The 18,024-nt window shown below is 66.9% G+C and carries 16 protein-coding genes; 3 read left to right on the forward strand and 13 right to left on the reverse strand.

Annotated elements, in window-relative coordinates:
- Positions 1–9 precede the first annotated feature (9 nt).
- A complete protein-coding gene (bchJ, locus tag LRG07_RS00120; protein WP_201171023.1) occupies positions 10–618 on the forward strand; it encodes a bacteriochlorophyll 4-vinyl reductase in 609 nt (202 codons plus the stop codon).
- Positions 619–640: 22 nt separating this feature from the next.
- On the opposite strand, the gene LRG07_RS00125 is transcribed toward bchJ, so the two are convergent.
- The 12 genes from LRG07_RS00125 to bchF all read right to left on the reverse strand — a co-directional run bounded on the left by LRG07_RS00125 (position 641) and on the right by bchF (position 15,295).
- On the reverse strand, positions 641–2,221 hold the full coding sequence (locus tag LRG07_RS00125) for an alpha/beta hydrolase (RefSeq protein ID WP_238634406.1): 1,581 nt from the start codon (positions 2,219–2,221) through the stop codon (positions 641–643).
- 9 nt (positions 2,222–2,230) lie between these two features.
- The gene (gene puhE / locus LRG07_RS00130; protein ID WP_201242191.1) at positions 2,231–3,052 is read right to left on the reverse strand and encodes a putative photosynthetic complex assembly protein PuhE; all 822 of its coding nucleotides are present in this window, start codon (positions 3,050–3,052) and stop codon (positions 2,231–2,233) included.
- Positions 3,052–3,537 (reverse strand): photosynthetic complex assembly protein PuhC, encoded by a 486-nt coding sequence (gene puhC / locus LRG07_RS00135; RefSeq protein WP_201242190.1) that lies wholly within the window; start codon positions 3,535–3,537, stop codon positions 3,052–3,054. Before puhC ends, puhE begins: the two co-directional genes overlap by 1 nt.
- 40 nt (positions 3,538–3,577) lie before the next feature.
- Positions 3,578–4,216 (reverse strand): photosynthetic complex putative assembly protein PuhB, encoded by a 639-nt coding sequence (gene puhB, locus LRG07_RS00140; RefSeq protein ID WP_201242189.1) that lies wholly within the window; start codon positions 4,214–4,216, stop codon positions 3,578–3,580.
- A complete protein-coding gene (puhA, locus tag LRG07_RS00145; RefSeq protein WP_238632486.1) occupies positions 4,213–5,049 on the reverse strand; it encodes a photosynthetic reaction center subunit H in 837 nt (278 codons plus the stop codon). Before puhA ends, puhB begins: the two co-directional genes overlap by 4 nt.
- A 121-nt stretch (positions 5,050–5,170) precedes the next feature.
- Positions 5,171–6,598, reverse strand: a complete 1,428-nt coding sequence (locus LRG07_RS00150) for a BCD family MFS transporter (protein ID WP_201242187.1) — start codon at positions 6,596–6,598, stop codon at positions 5,171–5,173.
- Positions 6,595–7,299, reverse strand: a complete 705-nt coding sequence (bchM, locus tag LRG07_RS00155) for a magnesium protoporphyrin IX methyltransferase (protein ID WP_201171040.1) — start codon at positions 7,297–7,299, stop codon at positions 6,595–6,597. Before bchM ends, LRG07_RS00150 begins: the two co-directional genes overlap by 4 nt.
- Entirely contained in the window at positions 7,299–8,204 is a 906-nt protein-coding gene (gene bchL, locus LRG07_RS00160; RefSeq protein WP_201171042.1) for a ferredoxin:protochlorophyllide reductase (ATP-dependent) iron-sulfur ATP-binding protein, read from the reverse strand. Before bchL ends, bchM begins: the two co-directional genes overlap by 1 nt.
- The gene (locus LRG07_RS00165; RefSeq protein ID WP_201171051.1) at positions 8,201–11,953 is read right to left on the reverse strand and encodes a magnesium chelatase subunit H; all 3,753 of its coding nucleotides are present in this window, start codon (positions 11,951–11,953) and stop codon (positions 8,201–8,203) included. Before LRG07_RS00165 ends, bchL begins: the two co-directional genes overlap by 4 nt.
- Complete coding sequence (gene bchB / locus LRG07_RS00170) at positions 11,928–13,508, reverse strand: ferredoxin:protochlorophyllide reductase (ATP-dependent) subunit B (protein WP_201171054.1); 1,581 nt, start codon at positions 13,506–13,508, stop codon at positions 11,928–11,930. Before bchB ends, LRG07_RS00165 begins: the two co-directional genes overlap by 26 nt.
- Positions 13,509–13,511: 3 nt before the next feature.
- Entirely contained in the window at positions 13,512–14,786 is a 1,275-nt protein-coding gene (locus LRG07_RS00175; RefSeq protein ID WP_201171057.1) for a ferredoxin:protochlorophyllide reductase (ATP-dependent) subunit N, read from the reverse strand.
- Positions 14,783–15,295: a 2-vinyl bacteriochlorophyllide hydratase gene (gene bchF / locus LRG07_RS00180; protein ID WP_201171060.1), complete on the reverse strand. Its 513-nt coding sequence runs from the start codon at positions 15,293–15,295 to the stop codon at positions 14,783–14,785. The genes LRG07_RS00175 and bchF overlap by 4 nt, the downstream gene beginning before the upstream one ends.
- Before the next feature lie 300 nt (positions 15,296–15,595).
- Here bchF and LRG07_RS00185 point away from each other — a divergent pair, with 300 nt between their 5' ends.
- Positions 15,596–16,207 (forward strand): helix-turn-helix domain-containing protein, encoded by a 612-nt coding sequence (locus tag LRG07_RS00185; RefSeq protein WP_238632491.1) that lies wholly within the window; start codon positions 15,596–15,598, stop codon positions 16,205–16,207.
- 85 nt (positions 16,208–16,292) lie between these two features.
- The gene (locus tag LRG07_RS00190; RefSeq protein WP_201171069.1) at positions 16,293–17,555 is read left to right on the forward strand and encodes a coenzyme F420 hydrogenase/dehydrogenase beta subunit N-terminal domain-containing protein; all 1,263 of its coding nucleotides are present in this window, start codon (positions 16,293–16,295) and stop codon (positions 17,553–17,555) included.
- Here LRG07_RS00190 and LRG07_RS00195 read toward each other — a convergent pair.
- On the reverse strand, positions 17,538–17,990 hold the full coding sequence (locus LRG07_RS00195; RefSeq protein WP_201171072.1) for a hypothetical protein: 453 nt from the start codon (positions 17,988–17,990) through the stop codon (positions 17,538–17,540). The two genes, LRG07_RS00190 and LRG07_RS00195, sit on opposite strands and share 18 nt — an antisense overlap.
- Positions 17,991–18,024 lie beyond the last annotated feature (34 nt).

An 18,024-nucleotide genomic window follows, 5' to 3' on the forward strand; every position in this document is an offset into this window, starting at 1 on the left:
GGTTCCGGAGTGGACGCAGCGACCGGGCAACATGAAGAGGCCCGCATCGGGCCCAACGCGATCCTTCAGGTTGCGGCGGCGTTGTCCGCCCTCGAAGACGAGGATACCGCCCGGCGGTGCTTTGACGCCGCTGGGCTATCCGACTGGCTCGAGCATCCCCCAGAGGCGATGGTTCCGGAGTCAACGGTCGCCGCACTCCACCAGTGCGTACGACGCGAACTCGGCGCCGACCGGGGCGCGCGGGTGATGCGCGAGGCAGGCGAGCGGACCGGGGAGTACGTCCTGAACAACCGCATCCCCGCCCCTATCCGGGCCCTGCTGCGGTTTCTGCCGCCGGTCCTGGCCGGACCAATGCTGCTCAAGGCCATCTCCCAGCACGCCTGGACGTTTGTCGGCTCCGGACAGCTGACCATTCGCAAGGGTCGACCCTGCTTGCTGGAGCTGGCCCACAACCCGGTCATCGCCGGCGAGCGGGCCGAAGGGCCGGTTTGCCACTGGCATGCCGCCGCCTTTGAGCACCTGTTCCGGTCGCTCGTCCACGGCGACTCCACCATCCGCGAGACCCGTTGCGCGGCCGCTGGTGACGAACGCTGCGTCTTCGAGCTGCGCTACCGCTGACTTCTCTCCGCCCGCCGCGATATCAGCCGGCCGGACCGCCCAACATGGGGAAGGTCACTCCGAGCGCCCAGGCGAACGCCACCGCGTTGGCCAAGCCGGCCACCAGCGGATGCCCCGTGTGCCGGTAGACCCACCGACTGAACAGCCCGTAGACCGCGAAGAAGACCACCACCACCGGGACGATGAGCAGCAGGAAGAACAGCCCTTGCGGATCGAGTGCCACCGCCAGTCCCAGCGAGACCAGGAAGAGCACCTTGGTGGCGGCGTAGGCGCCGCGGCGCATCCCCTGCCCCCGGCTCAGCCACTCATCGGCGAGGAAGTACGGCAGCGTGCCGGCCACCATCGCTAGCATCAGCGGCAGCCGCTCGATGGAGGGATAGAAAACGGTCACGAACTGATCGAGCACCGCACCAAGGATGACCAGGCAGTAGGCGGTGACCGCAGCAGCGCCGAGCAGCCAGCGCCCCCCGGTGCGTCCGGACACGCCGACGGCGGCGGCGATATCCCGCACGCCGGGCCGCCCCGCGGTCCACCACAGCAGGACCGTACTCAGCAGCCCGTAAACCCCGAAATGGATGGCAACGTAGTCGCCGATCACCACCGGCAGGAAGTCGGTAGGCACCGGCGCAAGCACCAGTGGCGTCGCCAGCGCCGGGACACCGGCAACAACGGCCAAACGCCGCCATCCGGCACCCGCTCCCTGCCCGACCACGGCCACCCGCGGCAGCAGGCGCGCAGCCGGCCGCGCCAGGGTGATCACCGCCGCCAGCAGGAGGGCCACCCACGGCCCGCGGGCCGCCACCCAACCGTCGCTGTCGCGCTCGAACGCCTGATCCAGCCAGGCCACCGCCTCCTTCAGGCTGACCTGACTGTACAGCACACCCACGTGCTCGACCCCCGGCGCCACTGCAATGCGCCGCGCAGTGCCGTCGCCGAAGTCGCCGTAGGTCCGCCCGAACTCCACGTCCTCGGGCTCGAGCTCGGCAAAGGCCATCGCCACCACGCGTTGACCCTCCTCCTGCAGACGACGCTCGAACCCCCCAACCACACTCATTACGTTGGCCGGGGTCTCGGCATCCACGGTCGGCGCAAACATGGACACCCCCACCGTGGCCACCACATCGTCCCGCTGCTGCGCGAACCGTACGATGATGTTCGACGCCATGGAGTGGCCAAGGACGGCCATGGGCTCAGCCTCGCCCATCAATTCCGCCCGAGCGTAGTCGGCCACCCGCTCCGTCTGCTCCACCAGCGCCTGAGCTGCGCCATCCTGTGCGGTGATGTCACCGTGCAACGGGCGTGGATTCCGACCGTGGCCGAGGTAGTCAAAACTGACCACGGTATAGCCGTTACCGGCCAGCGTCAGGGCGAAGGGATCCATGAGGGGGCGCGAGCCGGCAAACCCGTGGGAGACAAGCACGACCGGCCCCGGTTGACCGGCTTCCGGCCGATAGATCGTAGCTGGTGTATCAGCGATGGTCAGCACCTCGCGCTCAATGCCGACCTCGTCGCCGAAAAGTTGATGGAGCGCCACGCCGATAGCGATCAGCGCAGCCAGTGCCAGCCCCAGATCCCACCGCGCAGAGCGTCCACTGCCAGCCATCTTCGGCGGTCACCCCGAGGAGGAGGAGGCGTCCGCGTCGGCCGGCTTGGCAGCCACTTCCCGCGTGCCCCGGTTGCGCGCCTTGAGGCCCCAATGCCAAAGGAAGGCGGTGGGCATGGGGATGACCAGGAACCAGTGTTCCAGGATGGCTAGCGCCATCAGAGTCGCCACCAGCGTCAGCCCCACGGCGGTGAACGCATCAACCCCCGGGGCCATAGCGGCCTGAACCAGAAGCACCAGCGCAACGGTAGAGACACTCACCGAAAACGGGAAAAACAGGTTCATCGGGCGCCGCCGCATGAAACCGCGCAGGAACTGCATGTGCTCCGGCACGAACTCCTCGTTGAGATTGCGCACCCCGAGGAATACGTTCACCCGCGCGCTCTCGTGCATCCAGGCCAGCACCAGGAAGGTCCACAGCGCCACCAGATTGCCGTCCCCCCAGGTCAGGATCGCCAGCACGACGCCGAGCACTAGGATGGCCAATTCGTGGTAGACGTTGCTCTGCAGCGCATGACCGAAGTGACGCCAGCCCGAGCAGTCCGGCGGGCAACGGATCTGCCGTGGCCCGGTAAGGTAATTGGTATAGTAACTCAGCTCCACCCACGCCCAGATCAGCAAAGCGCTGGTAAAGGCGATGTAGGCACCGCCAACCGAGGTGTCGGTGCTGCTAATCGCCACCCCGTAGAGCCCCATCCCGAGCCCGACGGTCCCACCGAGCATGCTCCAGCGGAAGGTATGCACCGGGAGGTTGTCCAGATAGATCACCACGCCGGTGCTGAACCACCAGAGAAACAGCGCGAAGAGCGCTGGCAGCAGGTATTCGACCATTACGGCCCCTCGACGCCGTTCTCTTCGTCCTCAGTGTCCAGGAAACGGACGAAGGCGCCGGCGTTGTCCTCACCGAACGCGGCCAGGTCGACCCCCTGCCCGGTGACCGGATCCTCGAGGATGAGCCGTCCGTCCGCGCGCCCCTTGAGGATGAATGGGACCTCGTCACTGCCGCCCGTCCGGACCCGCGACTGGGCGAGCTGCCGAACCGTCTGGCGCATAAAAGACTCCTCGCCCTCGCCAGCCCTCGCCAGCTCCTCGCCGGTGCGGCCATCACGGACGACGATCTCGCCATCCACATCGTGGAACGACAGCGCACGCTCAGCCACCGGGGGCTGAAAATCCGTCCCGGTCGTGCCGAGGACCAACTCGGTGTAAAGCACGTAGACGGTCAGCATCAGGATGAGCCCCAAGGCGGTCACCGGCATAATGACCTTGGAGATCGGTCCTGCCTTAAGATGCTCGTCGTTGTCGGAAGAAGCCATGGTCAGATCGTCTCTCCGGCGAAGGTCAATGCCGCCGCACTCAGGAGTGCGCGGCGGCTTCCTGATCGACCCCGGAGGCGGTCTGCGTACCCTCTTCCCGTGCCCGGTGGGCCTCCAGCGCCTCGGCCAGAATCCGCGCCGCCTCGTCGCCATCCGGGATGACCCGGAGGGTCGGCTCGGGGGGGCTCAGCCGCCAGGGCCGAACGTGGGGCCAAAATAGCAGAAAACGGACCTTCTCGCCCTCATCCAGCCGCAGGGAAACGTCACTCGTGCCGTCCCTGTGCTGGGCCAGGTTCGCTGCCTCGATGCGGTCAAACGGCAGATTGACCGTCGTGGGTAACGACGCCCCGATACGCATCACCACACGCCGGTTGGTGATGGTGTAGAGCGTGGTAGTGCCCATCCACCAAGCCAGTGCCATGAGCAGGCCCACTGCAACCGCACCGATGAGCAGCTGGTTCAGGGCGTAACCGCCCGCGGCCACCGCCCCTTCGCCCTGGAGCAGCGCGTCCGTGGCGAACCACGTGCCGACGATGACGAAGTAGGCGGCAACCTTGCGGACATGAAGCGCCCGCTTGGCGAGCGACCACCAAGCGGGCTTTCCCTGCCACAGGATCTCTTCCCCATCCGGGAGCTCCTCGGGGAGCCCCGGGATGGGTTCGAACTCGTGCGTCCTCAAAGGAACGGCTCCGTGCGGCCAGGCACCGCGTACAGGACACCACCGCCGAAGTACCCGGTGATGAAGTCCTCTTCCTGCGGCGAGATGCGATCCGCTTCACGCAGCCGCGGGACATCGGTGAACTGCTGCCCCGTGATGGCGTTGACGCGCACCTTGCTGTCGTAGCCGACGCGGGCGAAGTTGATCGGCAGCAGGACTCGGTCGCCGCTGGAACCCACGCCGGAGAGGTCCATCTCCAGGTACATCGGGCGCAGCTCGCCACGATCGACCCAGATATCCACGATCTTACCGGCGACCTTGCCGTCGCAACCAAGCACCTGGTAGCCACGCGGGTCAGGATCAATCTCCGGCCAGAAGCGGGCGACATCACGACTCATGCCCACCTCGAACTCGGTGGCAACCCGCAGCGGGCAGATCTTCTGCTTGCCGCCGTGGGTGACCTCCGGCTCGTCCTCACGCTTGGCCCACGCGGCGGGACCAAGGCCATCAACCATCGGGTTGCCGGTCGGCTCCAGGGGCGCACCGTCCCAAGGCGCGGTCGGCTCCGCACGCAGCTGGGTGTTGAGTTCATAGTCGGTCTTCTCGGCGCGCGGCACCTGGATGCTGCGGCCGTCCGCGAGCTTGAAGACCTTGGGACTCGGCGGAGCCGGGAAGCCGAGCTTCTTCTCCGGGGTCCGGTTGCAGTTTTCGTTGGCTTCCGCCTGCAGCGGATACCCCTCGCGCTTGTCCTCCATCCGCAGATAGACGATCAAGCCGGCCAGAAAGAGCCAGAACGCGTAGAGCGTCATCTGAGCTACGTTCATGTAGTCAGTAAGAGCGCCAGTTCCTTCCATAACGAACCTCCACTCGAAAGGGCCTTACCGATTGAACGGCGTGGCCTGTACGAGACGACGATGACGTTTGCCTAACCCTGCCACGCTGGGCGCGCCAAGGGCCCGTGTGCGACCGCAGTCGCTAGTAACCCGACTCGTTGGACGTTGCTGTCGACGGCGATACGCTCCTCCCCCCCTCTCTTGCAAACCGCGCCAGCGGCCACGCCGCGACGACCATGGCGAGCAGCAGCACGATCTCCACCGAGTAGACCACGCTGTACCCTGCCGCCGGGTGCAGATACAACTCCGGCATCCGGCCGGCTTCCGCCAACGCCGGGACCAGATCCGAGATCCCGGCACCAGCAGCCAGTGCGGCACCGAGCACGGTTGCCTGCACTGCACCCCATGCACCGATGGCGATCCCGCTCTGCTCGCGCGTCGCCATCGACATCGTTGCGGCGAGCGTCCCGACGTAGAACAGGGCCCCTCCGACCCCGATCACGACCTGCCCGATCCTGAAGACCGTCGGCGAGTCGAGGGGTGCCGAGACGATCACCAGCGAAAACGCCAGCACGCCAACCAGGGCACCGATGGTCGCCACACCGTAGGCGTTGATCCCGCGCTCAAGGGCCATCTTGGCGAACCAGAAGCCGATGAGCATGCCAATCGCCCACAAGCCGGTCAGCAGCGTGGTACCGGCGACCTCCAGGCCCAGGACTGAGGCCCCGTAGGGCTCGATGATGATGTCCTGCATCCCGAAACCGGCGGCACCGATACCGATGACCACCAGGAGGCGAACCACCGGCCCCCTCTCTACGAAACTTTGCCACGACTCGCTTAACGGTGGACGCGGTCGATCGACGCGGCTGCGCTCGGGATCCCGTGGCTCCTGGCGCCAGAGCGCGAACACATTGAGCGCCCAGACCACCAGAGCGGCCCCCTGGAGCACCTGCACCAGGCGCTCGTGGCTAAAATCAGAGAGCAGCAGATAGAACACACCGGTGGAGATGACCATGCCGAGCAGCAGCATGACGTACATCACGCCGACCACCTGCGGCAGTTTTCCCTCCGGCGCAAGGTCGTTGGTCAGGGCCAGGCCGGTCGTCTGGGTGACGTGGACACCGAGGCCGGCCAGGAAGAACGCCAGCGCCGCACCCAGGGATGCCAAGAAGGGCGCATCGGCGCCGTACTCGGCCTGGACCAGAAGCCCGAACGGCATCACCGCCAGGCCGCCAAACATCAGCAGCGTACCGATCCAGAGGTACGGCACCCGGCGCCACCCCAGCGCCGACCGCCGGTGGTCCGAGCGGTGCCCGATCAGCAGGCGCAAGGGTGCGAACAGGATCGGCAGGGCGATGACCGCGCCGAGCAGGGAGGCTGCAATGCCCAGCTCGTAGATCATCACGCGATTGAGCGTCCCCGTGAACATGACGTAGAGCATGCCCACAGTGACCTGGAATAGGGACAGACGCAGGATCTGCGTCATGGGCAGTTCCCGGGTCCCGACATCGGCGAAGGGGACGGCCAGGCGGCGCAGGCGCGCCTTGAGAAGAGACGCGGTATCCGTCATGGTCGCTGCAGCTCCAACGCCTGAGAAATGTAGAACCCCCGTGCGATCTTGCGTGTCCGACCGACTTGCCAGGCGCTACCCAGGGTCGGCTCGTTGCCAATGGCCTGGCGCAGCCGGCGCTCGGCAACCGGCTCAATCGCCGGAGAGCGATCGCCCCGCGGGAAGAGCTTGCCGACGGCGTGCATGGTCGCCAGAAGCGGCGTGCGGGGCGCGAAGGTGAACACCATCTGCTGTCGTGTACGCCTGGCCAGGCCCGCCAGCGCCGCCACGGCGTCCGCGCAGGGGTAGTGGATGAGCACATCCATCGACACGACCCGATCAAACTCTCCCCAGTCCGGATCGAGCATGTCGCCGACGTGGTACGCCAACCGTCCGGCACCCACGTCATCCGGCATCCGTTGATGGGCGATATCGATCAGGTTTTGCGAGACGTCGACACCAACCACATGGGCGCCCCGGCGCGCGGCCTCGACACTCAGTTCACCGGGGCCGCACCCGGCATCCAGGATGCGTTCACCGGTGAGATCGGCCGGAAGCCAGTCGAGCAGCGTCTGCCGCATCTCGGCCCGACCGGCGCGCACCGTGGCCCGGACACCGCTGACCGGGGCATCCGAGGTCAGCCGCTCCCAGGCCTTGGTGGCCGTTCGGTCGAAGTAGGTGGTGACCCGGCTGCGCCGTTGTTGATACGACTCCGTAGGCATCAGTCGAACCCCAGCAGATCGAAGACCTCGCGATCCTTCAACGGCGCGGGGTTCAACGGATCGACGCCATTCCACAGCGCCGCCGCCAGGCTGAGGTATTCGTCGCGCACCCGGTCGAGTTCATCGGACTGCTCGTCGAGTTCGAACAGCGTGGCCTTGTGAAGACGGCTGCGCCGCACCACGTCGTAGTTCGGCACGTGCGCCAGGGTACGCAGCCCGATGCGCTCGTTGATCCGGTCAATCTGATCGGTCCGCTCGCTGCGATTGGCGATCACCCCGCCGAGGCGCACCTTGTAATTCTTTGCCTTGGCCTGGATGGCACCGGCGATCCGGTTCATGGCGAAGATCGAGTCGAAGTCGTTGGCGGTGACAATCAGCGCCTGGTCCGCGTGCTGTAAAGGCGCCGCGAACCCGCCACAGACCACGTCGCCGAGCACGTCGAAGATGACCACATCGGTCTCTTCCAGCAGGTGGTGCTGCTTGAGCAGCTTGACCGTCTGCCCCACGACGTAACCGCCGCACCCGGTTCCGGCCGGCGGGCCACCGGCCTCCACACAGAGCACGCCGTTGTAGCCTTCGTAGACATAGTCCTCGGGGCGGAGCTCCTCCATGTGGAAGTCCACCTCTTCGAGGCTGTCGATCACCGTTGGCACCAGACGCTTGGTGAGCGTGAAGGTCGAGTCGTGCTTGGGGTCGCAGCCAATCTGCAGCACGCGCTTGCCCAGCTGGCTGAAGGCGACGGCAAGGTTGGAAGAGGTCGTACTCTTGCCGATCCCGCCCTTGCCATAGACAGCGAAGACCTTGGCCCGGTCCATGCCGCCGGTGGATTCCATGTGGACCTGCGAGCTCCCCTCGCCATCGCCTCGGCCTCCGATCCCGGACACCGGCACCGAGCCATTGCTCATGCGGCCTGCTCCTCCTCGTTGACGCCCTCGTAGTAGTCCTCGAGCTCGTCCCCGGCCCGGCGCAGGGCCTCGAGCGTCTCCTCATCGGGGTTCCAGTAGTTGCGCTCGTGGGCCTCCAGCAGCCGGTTCGCCAGCTTGGCCGACGCCGCCGGATTGAGCTGCGCCATGCGCTCGCGCATCTCGTCGTCGAGCATGAAGGTCTGGGTAAACTGCTGATACACCCAGGGCTGTACCTGGCCGGTGGTCGCCGACCAGCCCATGGTGTTGGTCAGGTGGACCTCGATCTGGTGCACCCCCTCATAACCGTGCTCCAGCAGCCCCTCGTACCACTTCGGGTTGAGCATCCGGGTGCGGGTCTCCAACGCCACCTGGTCGGAGAGGGTCCGCACCTTGCCCTCCCCCCGGGTCTGGTCGCCGATGTAGACCGGCACGTGCTCACCTCCGCGGGAGCGCGCGACCGCGCGACTGATGCCCCCGAGGGTGTCGAAGTAGTGATCGACCGTGGTCACGCCGAGTTCCACCGACTCCAGGTTCTGGTAGGTCAGCTCAACCCCGGAGAGCATGCTGCCGAGCAGCTCCTCCTGGCGCTTCGGTTCACCGCTGCGCCCGTACGCGTAGCACTTGCGCCGGGTATAGGTATCCGCCAGTTCGTCCTCGTTTTCCCAGGCGCCCTGGTCGATCATCGAGCCGACATTGGAGCCGTAGGCCCCGTCCGCGTTGGAGAACACCCGCAGCGCGGCGGTTTCGAAATCGCACCCGTGCTGCTCCTGATACGCCAGGGCGTTGCGGCGGATCGGGTTCATCTCCGGCGGCTCGTCCTCGGCGGACGCAGCCAGGTACGCTGCCTCGGCCAGCACCCGGGTCTGCAGGGGCAGCAGGTCGCGGAAGATCCCAGAGAGGGTGATCACCACGTCGATGCGCTTGCGACCTAGCTCCTCGAGCGGGATGAGCTGCGCCCCGGCGAGCTTACCGTAACTGTCGAAACGCGGCCGGGCACCGATCAGGTGGAGGGCCTGACCGATGGGGGCTCCCTCGCTCTTCAGGTTGTCCGTCCCCCAGAGGACCATAGCGATGGAATCGGGCAGCTCCTGGCCCTCCTCGCGGTGCTTCTCGAGCAGCCGCTCGGCCTGCCGTGCGCCGTCCTGGACGGCGAAGGCGCTGGGCAGGCGGTAGGGGTCGAAGCCGTGCATGTTCCGCCCGGTAGGCAGGATCTGCGGGCTACGCAGCAGGTCACCACCCGAGACCGGCGGCACGAACCGGGCATCCAGGGCGTGGACGATGCCCTGCAGCTCCTGGTTATCCCCCAACTTCCGTGCCGTGTCGGCCAGTCCTTCCAGAACCTCTTCGGTGACCTCCGGGTCATCGTTCTCGGCCCGGGCCAGCGCCTCCCGTGGCGAACAGCCGTCAACCAGTGCCTCGACACAGGCCCGCTCCACGGTCACACCGTGGGTGGTCTCCGCCATGGTCACCAGCTGGTCGACCCGGCCCTCGCGGGACGGGGGCTGACCCACCACATGGAGCCCCTCGGGGATGAGGGTGTACTCCATCTCGAGGATGTCCTCGCTGAGCTGCGCAATGCGCCGCTCCGCTTCCTCCTCGGCCCACTCGGGCTCAAGTTCGGCCAGATCCACCTCGGCGGCCTGGGCCTGGATCAGGCGGGCCAGCTCGGTGCGCTCTTCCACGTTGTCCGGCGGCGCAGAGCGGTAGCGCTCCACGGAAGCCTTGAGCTCAAGCAGCCCCTTGTACAGGCCCGCCTTGCCCACCGGCGGGGTCAGATAGCTGATCAGCGTGGCGGCAGAGCGCCGCTTGGCGATGGACCCCTCGGAGGGGTTGTTCGCCGCGTAGAGGTAGTAATTGGGGAGATCGCCGATCAGCCGATCGGGCCAGCAACCTGCGCTCATGCCGCACTGCTTGCCCGGCATGAACTCCAGGGCACCGTGGGTGCCGAAGTGCAGCACCGCGTCCGCCCCAAAATCCTCTCGGATGTACCGGTAGAACGCCGACATGGCGTGGGTCGGTGTCAGCCCCTTCTCGAAGAGCAGCCGCATCGGGTCGCCCTCGTAACCAAAGCCCGGCTGCACGCCCACGAAGACGTTGCCGAACTGCGCGCCGAGGACGTGGATGGATTGTCCGTCACTCTGCGCCTTGCCCGGAGCTGGTCCCCACTGCTCCTCGATCTCCTTGAGATAGGGCTCGCGGGCAACATAGTCGTCCACCGTCACCCGGTGGTGGACGTTGGCGTGGGCCCCATAGCTGCCGGCGTTGCCCTTGATGATGCGATCGCGCAGATCGTCCACGGACTCGGGCAGATCGACCCGATAGCCGGCATCATCGAGTTCCACCAGGGTGTTGTAGAGGGATGCGAATACCGACAGGTATGCCGCCGAGCCCAGGGCGCCGGCCTCCGGCGGGAAGCTGAAGATGACGATGCTCAGCTTGCGGTCGCTGCGTGGGCTACGCCGCAGGCGGATCAGCCGATCGACCCGGGAGGCCAGCATCGCGGCCCGCTCGGGGTGGGCCTCCATGCGGCAGACACCGTCGGCCCCAGGGATCGCCGCACGGCCACCGAAGACCACCGGTCCAGTGGCACCATCAAGCTCGGGGATGGCCACCATCATGGTGGTCTCTACCGGGGTAAGGCCGCGATCGGAACCTTCCCATTGCTCCAGGGACTGGAACTCCAGCGCCTGGGCGTTGAGATACGGCACGTCGAGCTTGCGCAGCAGCCGCTCGGCGGCGCCGGAGTTGTTGTAGGCCGGCCCCCCCACCAACGAGAAACTCGTCAGCGAGATCACCGCATCGACACAGGCGCGGCCGTCCGCCATGAAGAACCGCTCGACAGCCGGACGGTTGTCGAGGCCGCTCGCGAAGGCCGGGATGACCCGATAACCGCGGCTCTCCAGGGCCTCGATGACGCCGTCGTAATGCGCCGAATCACCGGCCAGTACGTACGAGCGCATCAGCAGCAGTCCGACCGTCCCGCGCGAGGCGCCACCCTCCGGCTCCGGAAGATGGGCCGGGCTGTCGCCAATGCGCCGCTCCATGCGCGGGTGGTAGACGCCGACATCGGGATACTCGATGGGATCCTGCACCTCCAGCTTTCCGCGCAGGCCGCTGCGCGGGCCCGCCGCGTACCGATTGACGAGGAAACGGACCATGTTCTCGACGTTCTCGTCGGAACTGGCCAGAAAATACTGCCAGGTCAGGAAGTAGGCCCGGACATCCTGCGCCGTGCCCGGGATGAAGCGCAGGATCCGAGGGATGCGGCGCAGCATCGCAGCCTGCTTCTCCCCCGAGCTGCTGTCGTCGTCGTCATCCTGCTGCTCTGCCTTGCCCTTCTTCCCGCGCAACTTCTTGAGCAGGGACATGGGCCCACGGGAGCTGCCGTCCATGGTGAACTTGCCCATCCGCGTGAGCTTCATCACCTCGCCGGCGGACATGATGCCAACCAGCGCGTCGCAGTCGTCCCGGCGCGCCTCGAGGTCCTCGCGCACGGGCTCGATGTGCTCCTCCATGAACAGCATGGTGGCGACGATGATGTCCGCCGAGGCGATCCGCTCCCGCGCGCGCTCCAGCGCCGCGGGGTTGTTGTTCCAGTCCGAGGCGGCGTGGTAGCTGAGCTCGAGACCCGGGATATCGCGTTGCAGGGCCGGTCGCGCGCGCTCCACGGCGCCCGCCATGTGGCTGTCCAGCGTGATGATGGCGACGCGCACCGGCGTCGGGTCAGCGACTGAAGTGGGCTTTGGCATCGTAAATTGTCTCCACTGTTATTGTCGCAATGCCTCGGTCGGCGGCGAAGCGCTCGGTGTTGCGCCGGGCCTTGCCCCGCACGAAGAACGGGATCTTTTTGAGTTCGGCTTCGGCCTCCGGCGTCCAGCGTATCTCAGCGCCTTGCTCCGACTCGGCGACGGCAGCCGTCGTCTCGGTCTGTCCCTCTTCCCGAGCCGCCCCGCCCGAAGCCGGCGCTGCGCCGGCTTCCAAGTGGGACGGTGCGTCAGCCGTGAACTCGAAGTCTTCCTTGAACATCCCGAGCAGATGCTCTTCCAGGCCCATCATCAGCGGGTGGACCCAGGTGTCAAAGATGACGTTGGCCCCTTCCAGGCCCATGTTCGGCGCATAGCGCGCCGGGAAATCCTGTACGTGCACCGGTGCCGAGATCACCGCGCACGGCAGTCCCAGGCGCTTGGCGATGTGCCGCTCCATCTGCGTGCCGAGCACCAGCTCCGGGCTGGCCTCGGCCGCGGCACGCTCCACCTCCAGGTAGTCGTCGGTGATCAGCGGCTCGACCCCGTAGGCCTTGGCGGCCCGACGCACCTCCCGCGCCTCTTCGCGGGCGTAGGTCCCCAGTCCGACGACCTGAAAGCCGAGCTCCTCGCTGGCGATACGCGCCGCGGCGACGGCGTGCGTACCGTCACCAAAGATAAACACCCGCTTTCCGGTCAGGTAGTTGGAATCGACCGAGCGGCTGTACCAGGCCATGCGCGCATCGGTTTCGGCCAGCACCTCGCTGACGTCCAGGCCGGTCACCCGCCCGACCTCGGCCAGAAAATCGCGGGTAGCGCCCAGGCCAAGGGGCACCGTAGTGACGGTCGGCTGCCCGAAACGGCGCTGCAGCCAGTCGCAGGTCGTGCGCGCCACCTCGGGATAGAGGCAGACGTTGAAATCGGCCTCGGGGATGCGGCGCAGGTCATCTGGGCTAGCCCCGAGCGGAGCAACCACGTTGACCTCGACACCGACCGATTCGAGCAGCCGGGCAACCTCCTGCACGTCATCCCGGCAGCGGAAACCAAGCGACGTGGGACCGAGCAGATTGGCGCGCGGGGCACGCGCCGTATCCGGTTGTGCAGCGGCGCCTCCACTGTCGCCCTCGAGCAGTCCGCGAACCAGCTGGTAGAAGGCCTCGCTGGCGCCGTACCCCTCCTTGCGTGAGTATGCCGACAGCTCCAGCCCGATCACCGGGACCGGCAGGTCCATGCCGCGTGCCAGATCCCCGGGCTGATCCTGCAGCAGCTCCGCCGTGCAGGAATCGCCGACCAACAGCGCTTCCGGCCGATAGCGCCGGTAGGCAGCGGTCACCGTCTCGCGCACCAACTCGGCGGTATCCCGGCCCAGGTGCCGCGCATTGAAGGTGGTATAGCTCACCGGCGGACGCCCGGGGCGGCGCTCGATCATGGTGAATAGCAGATCGGCGTAGGTGTCACCCTGAGGAGCGTGGAGGACGCAGTGGACCCCCTTCATCGACGCCGCGATCCGCATCGCGCCGACGTGGGGAGGGCCTTCATAACTCCAGAGCGTCAGCTGCATCCTCTACACCTTCAGCGTCTCGTGGCGGACCAGCGGGCGGGCGAAGAGCTCGGCGAGATCGCCAGCCTGCTCGAAGCCCTGGATGGGCGAGAAGACCAGCTCGATGGACCATTTCGTGCGCAGGCCTTCCGCCTCCAGCGGGTTCGCCAGCCCCAACCCGCAGACCGTCAGATCGGGACGGTCCTCGCGCAACCGGTCCAGCTGGGCGTCGACATCCTGCCCCTCGACCAAGCGAACCCCCTCTGCGAGAGCATCCCGCTCCCGGCCGTGGAACTCGCGGTCGAAGTACGGCGTGGCTACCTCAACTGGCTGCATGCCGCACTCCACGCTGAGGAATCGCGCCAGCGGCAGTTCCAGCTGCGAGTCCGGCAGGAAGGTGATGCGCTTGTCGCGCAGCACTTCCCGCTGCCGCTCCAGCGCTGCCTGTGCCCGCGCGATGGGCGCTTCGATGACCGTCTCAAGCCGCTCATCGGAGACCCCGAAGGATCGGGCGGCCGCCTGGAGCCAGCTGCGCGTTCCTTCAATCCCCAGAGGGTACGGGGCATCGATCCGCTCTGCGCCGCGGCGAATGAGCGCACGAGTCGCCTCGCCAGTGAACGGCTGAGCCTGCAGGACGCGGGTCCCGGGGCCGACCGGCGGCAGCTCGGCCCCGGTGCGCGGCGGCAGGAAATGAACGGGACCGATTCCCAGCTGATCGAACAGGCGCCGGAACTGGTCCTCGACCACGTCCGCGAGGGTGCCGAGAACGATAAGCGAGGGCGTGTCCTCCTGACTCGGCGGAAGCTCATGCGCCAGCGTGCCCAGGAACTGATCCTCGCCCTGGGTGAACGTTGTCTCGAGCCCGCTGCCCGAATACGGGAGCACGCGGACCCGCCCCTCGTGGGCCGCCGTCAGCCGCTCCGCGGCCTTGTCCAGGTCGAGCTTGATGACTTCCGAGGGGCAAGAGCCGACCAGAAACAGCGTGCGGATCTCCGGACGGCGGGCGAGGAGCTCGTGGACGACCCGATCTAGTTCCTCGTTGCAGTCGGCCATCCCGGCGAGATCGCGCTCGCCGAGCACCGCGGTTGCGAAGCGGGGCTCGGCGAAGATCATCACGCCTGCCGCCGACTGCAGCAGGTGGGCGCAGGTCCGCGACCCGACCACCAGGAAGAAGGCGTCGCGCATCTTCCGGTGCAGCCATACGATGCTCGTCAGGCCACAAAAGACCTGGCGCTGCCCCTCTTCCTGGGCCAGCCCCCCGCAGACCCCGCCGGCATTGCAGCGATCCGCTTGCGTCATTCCGCCCCTCCCTGCCCGGCGGCGCGCATCTGCTCTTCCTGCAGGCGCGCGGCGCGGAGCTTGAGGAGAAACTGCATGGCGTTGACGACGTAGGCCGCGTAGGCGGCCAGCGCGATCCACATTTGCTGGACCGGGGTCAGGAAGTCACCGAACCAGACCACGAGGTACGCGGTGTGCAGGACGATCACCCCCATGCTGACCACGTCCTCCCAGAAGAACGCGGGAGCGAAAAGGTAGTGCCCGAAGACCTCCTTCTCCCAGATCGCCCCGGTGACCATGATCGTGTAGAGGATCAGGGTCTTGATGATGATCGACCAGGCTGCCCACTCGAGCAGTTCGCCGGTGGCGAGATACCACAGAACCAGCCCCAGGCTGGCCAGAAACACGATGAACTGCGTGGGAGCCAGAATCCCCTGGACGAGGGTCCAGGGCGACTCGTCTCGACGGCGGCGCTCTTCGTCGGTGTATAGACCGGCGGGAGGTGATTTCATGGAACCCTGATGCTGCATTGCGCTGCATCCCCACTTTACGGGAGTGACTTCTCGGCGAATCTAAAGCGCCCCCCGGGGTGTGTCAAGCTGGCTGGACGTGCCTCACGATTGACACAACCTTTCAATACAGGGCCTTAGCATTCGGTCGCGCAGGACGACAGATCGTCGCATTCCCGCGTTACGCCCTTGAACTATCCGCGCCGGATGGCGTCAATATTGAGTGCGCAAGTATTCTCGATGAAATCGGTCCGAATTCAACGCCCCGAATCCCCCGAAAAACCCGATCAAAGCCCCAGAGGACGGCCGAAGTTGAAATCGATGAACGCGCCGCAACAGACGCTGGGCGATCTGCCCGCGGAGACGGTCGCCCGGCTGCTCAAGGCCGCCGCGGATATCGCCCTGATCGTGGATGCTGAAGGAACCATCCACGACGTGGCGGTGGGCAGCGATGACCCGGGTGTCCGCGCCGCCGCTGGCTGGCGGGGCCGGCAATGGCGCGAGGTGGTCGGTGCGACGGAGCAGCAGACCGTCGACCGTTTGCTCGTCGACCAGCAGAGCGCAACCCTGCAGCACATCGACGAGCGCGGAAACCCGATCCCGGTGCGCTACCGATTGATCCCGCTCGGCGACGGACGAATCGCCGCGGTGGGCCGGGACCTGCGCCCCTGCGCCGCACTGCGCCAGCAGCCGCGTGAACACAACCGCCTGCGCTCCATCGAGCAGACTACGGCCCTGGTCGGCCAGGTGCCCCTGCGCGATCTGGTCCGCGAAGCGACCGACCTGATCGAGCGCATGTGCATCGAGACGGCCTTGAACATCACCCACGACAACCGGGCCTCGGCAGCGGAACTACTCGGACTCAGCCGCCAGAGCCTCTACTCCAAGCTGCGACGCCACGGCCTGATGACCTCCCACAACGACGCCGACTGACCGGTGCCGCACCTCCCTTGACCCACCCCGCACACCCCTCTAGCTTGAGCTCCTTGTCGTTGGGCGACTGAGCGAGGGCCCTGTCATGGATCCAGCCACTGCGCAGACCCCCCCCCTGGCCGCTGCGGCCCCGCGGGATCTCTGCACCGACTGCGGACTCTCGCGCAGCTCCGAGCCCAAGCGCTGCGGCCGAGCCTGTCAGTTCATCCGTCCGGACTACCCTGGACTGGAGCGCCGGACGCACGGCCGCAGCCGGGATCCTGAGCGCCCGGACGAGCTGCACTTCGGCCCCTTCCGGAGCATGCACCAGGCCGCCCTGCGACGCCCGCGGGCCGGCGCTCAGTGGACCGGCGTCACCACCCGACTGGCGGAACGGCTGCTGGAGAGCGGGCGCGTGGACGCGGTCCTGACCGTCACGGGCAACGCCGACGACCCCTGGCGACCCCGCCCCGTTCTGGTCACCGATCCGGCGCAGCTGACTCAGTGCCGCGGCATGCGCATGGGCTATGCCCCCCTGCTCGCCCTGCTTGAGCCTGCGCTGGCGCAGGGCTACCGACGGCTAGGGGTGATCGCACTGCCCTGCCAGACCTACCCGCTGAGAGCCCTCGAGCGCGAACTCGGCCTGGAACGCCTGGAGATCATCGGCACGCCGTGCTCGGACAACACGTCGACAGAGCACTTCCACCGCTTCCTCGAACTCTTGACCCCTGCACCAGAGGACGTGACCTACCTGGAGTTCCGGGCCGACTACTACGTCGAACTGCGCTTCCGCGACGGCAGCAAACGCGAGATCCCCTTCCTGCAGCTGCCGATCTCCAGGCTGCCCGCCGACTTCTGGCCGCTAACCTGCCGCACCTGCGTCGACTACACCAACGCCCTGGCGGACATCACCGTCGGCTACATGGCCGGGCGGGGCGAGCAGTGGATCATCGTGCGCAATGAACGCGGCGAGGCCATGCTGGAGCTGCTGGGCGACGAAGTGCGCCTGCGCCAGCCAAGCTCCGGGGGCAAGCGCGCTGGCCCGGTGCAGGGTTTCATCGACAATACTGAGCGCGCAGCGGGGGGCATGCCGGCGCGAGGCATGCCGAACTGGCTGCGGCCGATCGTCGGCCGGCTCATGCCGTATGTCGGCCCACGCGGGCTGGAGCTGGCGCGGGCGCGGCTGGAGATGAAGGCCGCCGAGACCCTCATCCACCTCCGACATAAGGCGCCCCGGCGCGCCCGGACCATGGTGCCCGCACACGTCAACCGGCTGGTCGAAGGCTATCGGATCACCACCCCGCAGCAGCACCCCGGGCCCCGGCACACCGAGGCCCGGAGCGGGGCGGATTCAGACCGGATCGATTAGTAGCACATAGCGCAGCGCCTCGGCGTACTCCCGGGCAGTGGCCTTCTCGCCGTTCTTCTCGCGCTCAAGGGCCCGATCCACCTGCGCCTTGGCAATGACGGACAGGCTGCGCAGCCCCATCGGCCCGAGCGCCTCGACGTAGCGGGTGAGGAACTGCCGGGACTGCAGCCGCTCCGTTTCAGCGCTGATGGCCCGGATCCAGAACATCTTGCGCAGACCGACAAGCACGAAGATCGCGGCCGGCAGTGCGATGGCGATGATCATGACCGCCAGCGTCTGCTCCGCACCGGGGAGCAGATCCCGCTGGATACCGATGAGGTAGGCGATCACGCCACCGATCGCCGCCAGCGAGAAGCTGATCCCGGCGGAGAGCCAGGTCGACTTGGTGAGTTCCTGGAGTAACCGTTTCCGCTCCTCGAGGATCTCGTTGGTCATGCTGCGCTCCTTACTCTGAAAGTGGGATGGGCAG

It is taken from the genome of Halorhodospira sp. 9622 (assembly GCF_022228025.1).
Classification (GTDB): Bacteria; Pseudomonadota; Gammaproteobacteria; order Nitrococcales; family Halorhodospiraceae; genus Halorhodospira; species Halorhodospira halophila_A.

Excerpts from the sequence above, each read along its gene's own strand:
- LRG07_RS00190 (WP_201171069.1), top strand. The coding sequence starts at position 16,293 with ATGGATCCAGCCACTGCGCAGACCCCCCCCCTGGCCGCTGCGGCCCCG.
- LRG07_RS00150 (WP_201242187.1), bottom strand. The coding sequence starts at position 6,598 with ATGACGGATACCGCGTCTCTTCTCAAGGCGCGCCTGCGCCGCCTGGCC.
- LRG07_RS00165 (WP_201171051.1), bottom strand. The coding sequence starts at position 11,953 with ATGCCAAAGCCCACTTCAGTCGCTGACCCGACGCCGGTGCGCGTCGCC.
- bchF (WP_201171060.1), bottom strand. The coding sequence starts at position 15,295 with ATGCAGCATCAGGGTTCCATGAAATCACCTCCCGCCGGTCTATACACC.
- puhE (WP_201242191.1), bottom strand. The coding sequence starts at position 3,052 with ATGGTCGAATACCTGCTGCCAGCGCTCTTCGCGCTGTTTCTCTGGTGG.
- LRG07_RS00185 (WP_238632491.1), top strand. The coding sequence starts at position 15,596 with ATGAACGCGCCGCAACAGACGCTGGGCGATCTGCCCGCGGAGACGGTC.
- bchM (WP_201171040.1), bottom strand. The coding sequence starts at position 7,299 with ATGCCTACGGAGTCGTATCAACAACGGCGCAGCCGGGTCACCACCTAC.
- bchB (WP_201171054.1), bottom strand. The coding sequence starts at position 13,508 with ATGCAGCTGACGCTCTGGAGTTATGAAGGCCCTCCCCACGTCGGCGCG.
- puhC (WP_201242190.1), bottom strand. The coding sequence starts at position 3,537 with ATGGCTTCTTCCGACAACGACGAGCATCTTAAGGCAGGACCGATCTCC.
- LRG07_RS00125 (WP_238634406.1), bottom strand. The coding sequence starts at position 2,221 with ATGGCTGGCAGTGGACGCTCTGCGCGGTGGGATCTGGGGCTGGCACTG.
- LRG07_RS00195 (WP_201171072.1), bottom strand. The coding sequence starts at position 17,990 with ATGACCAACGAGATCCTCGAGGAGCGGAAACGGTTACTCCAGGAACTC.
- puhA (WP_238632486.1), bottom strand. The coding sequence starts at position 5,049 with ATGGAAGGAACTGGCGCTCTTACTGACTACATGAACGTAGCTCAGATG.
- bchL (WP_201171042.1), bottom strand. The coding sequence starts at position 8,204 with ATGAGCAATGGCTCGGTGCCGGTGTCCGGGATCGGAGGCCGAGGCGAT.
- LRG07_RS00175 (WP_201171057.1), bottom strand. The coding sequence starts at position 14,786 with ATGACGCAAGCGGATCGCTGCAATGCCGGCGGGGTCTGCGGGGGGCTG.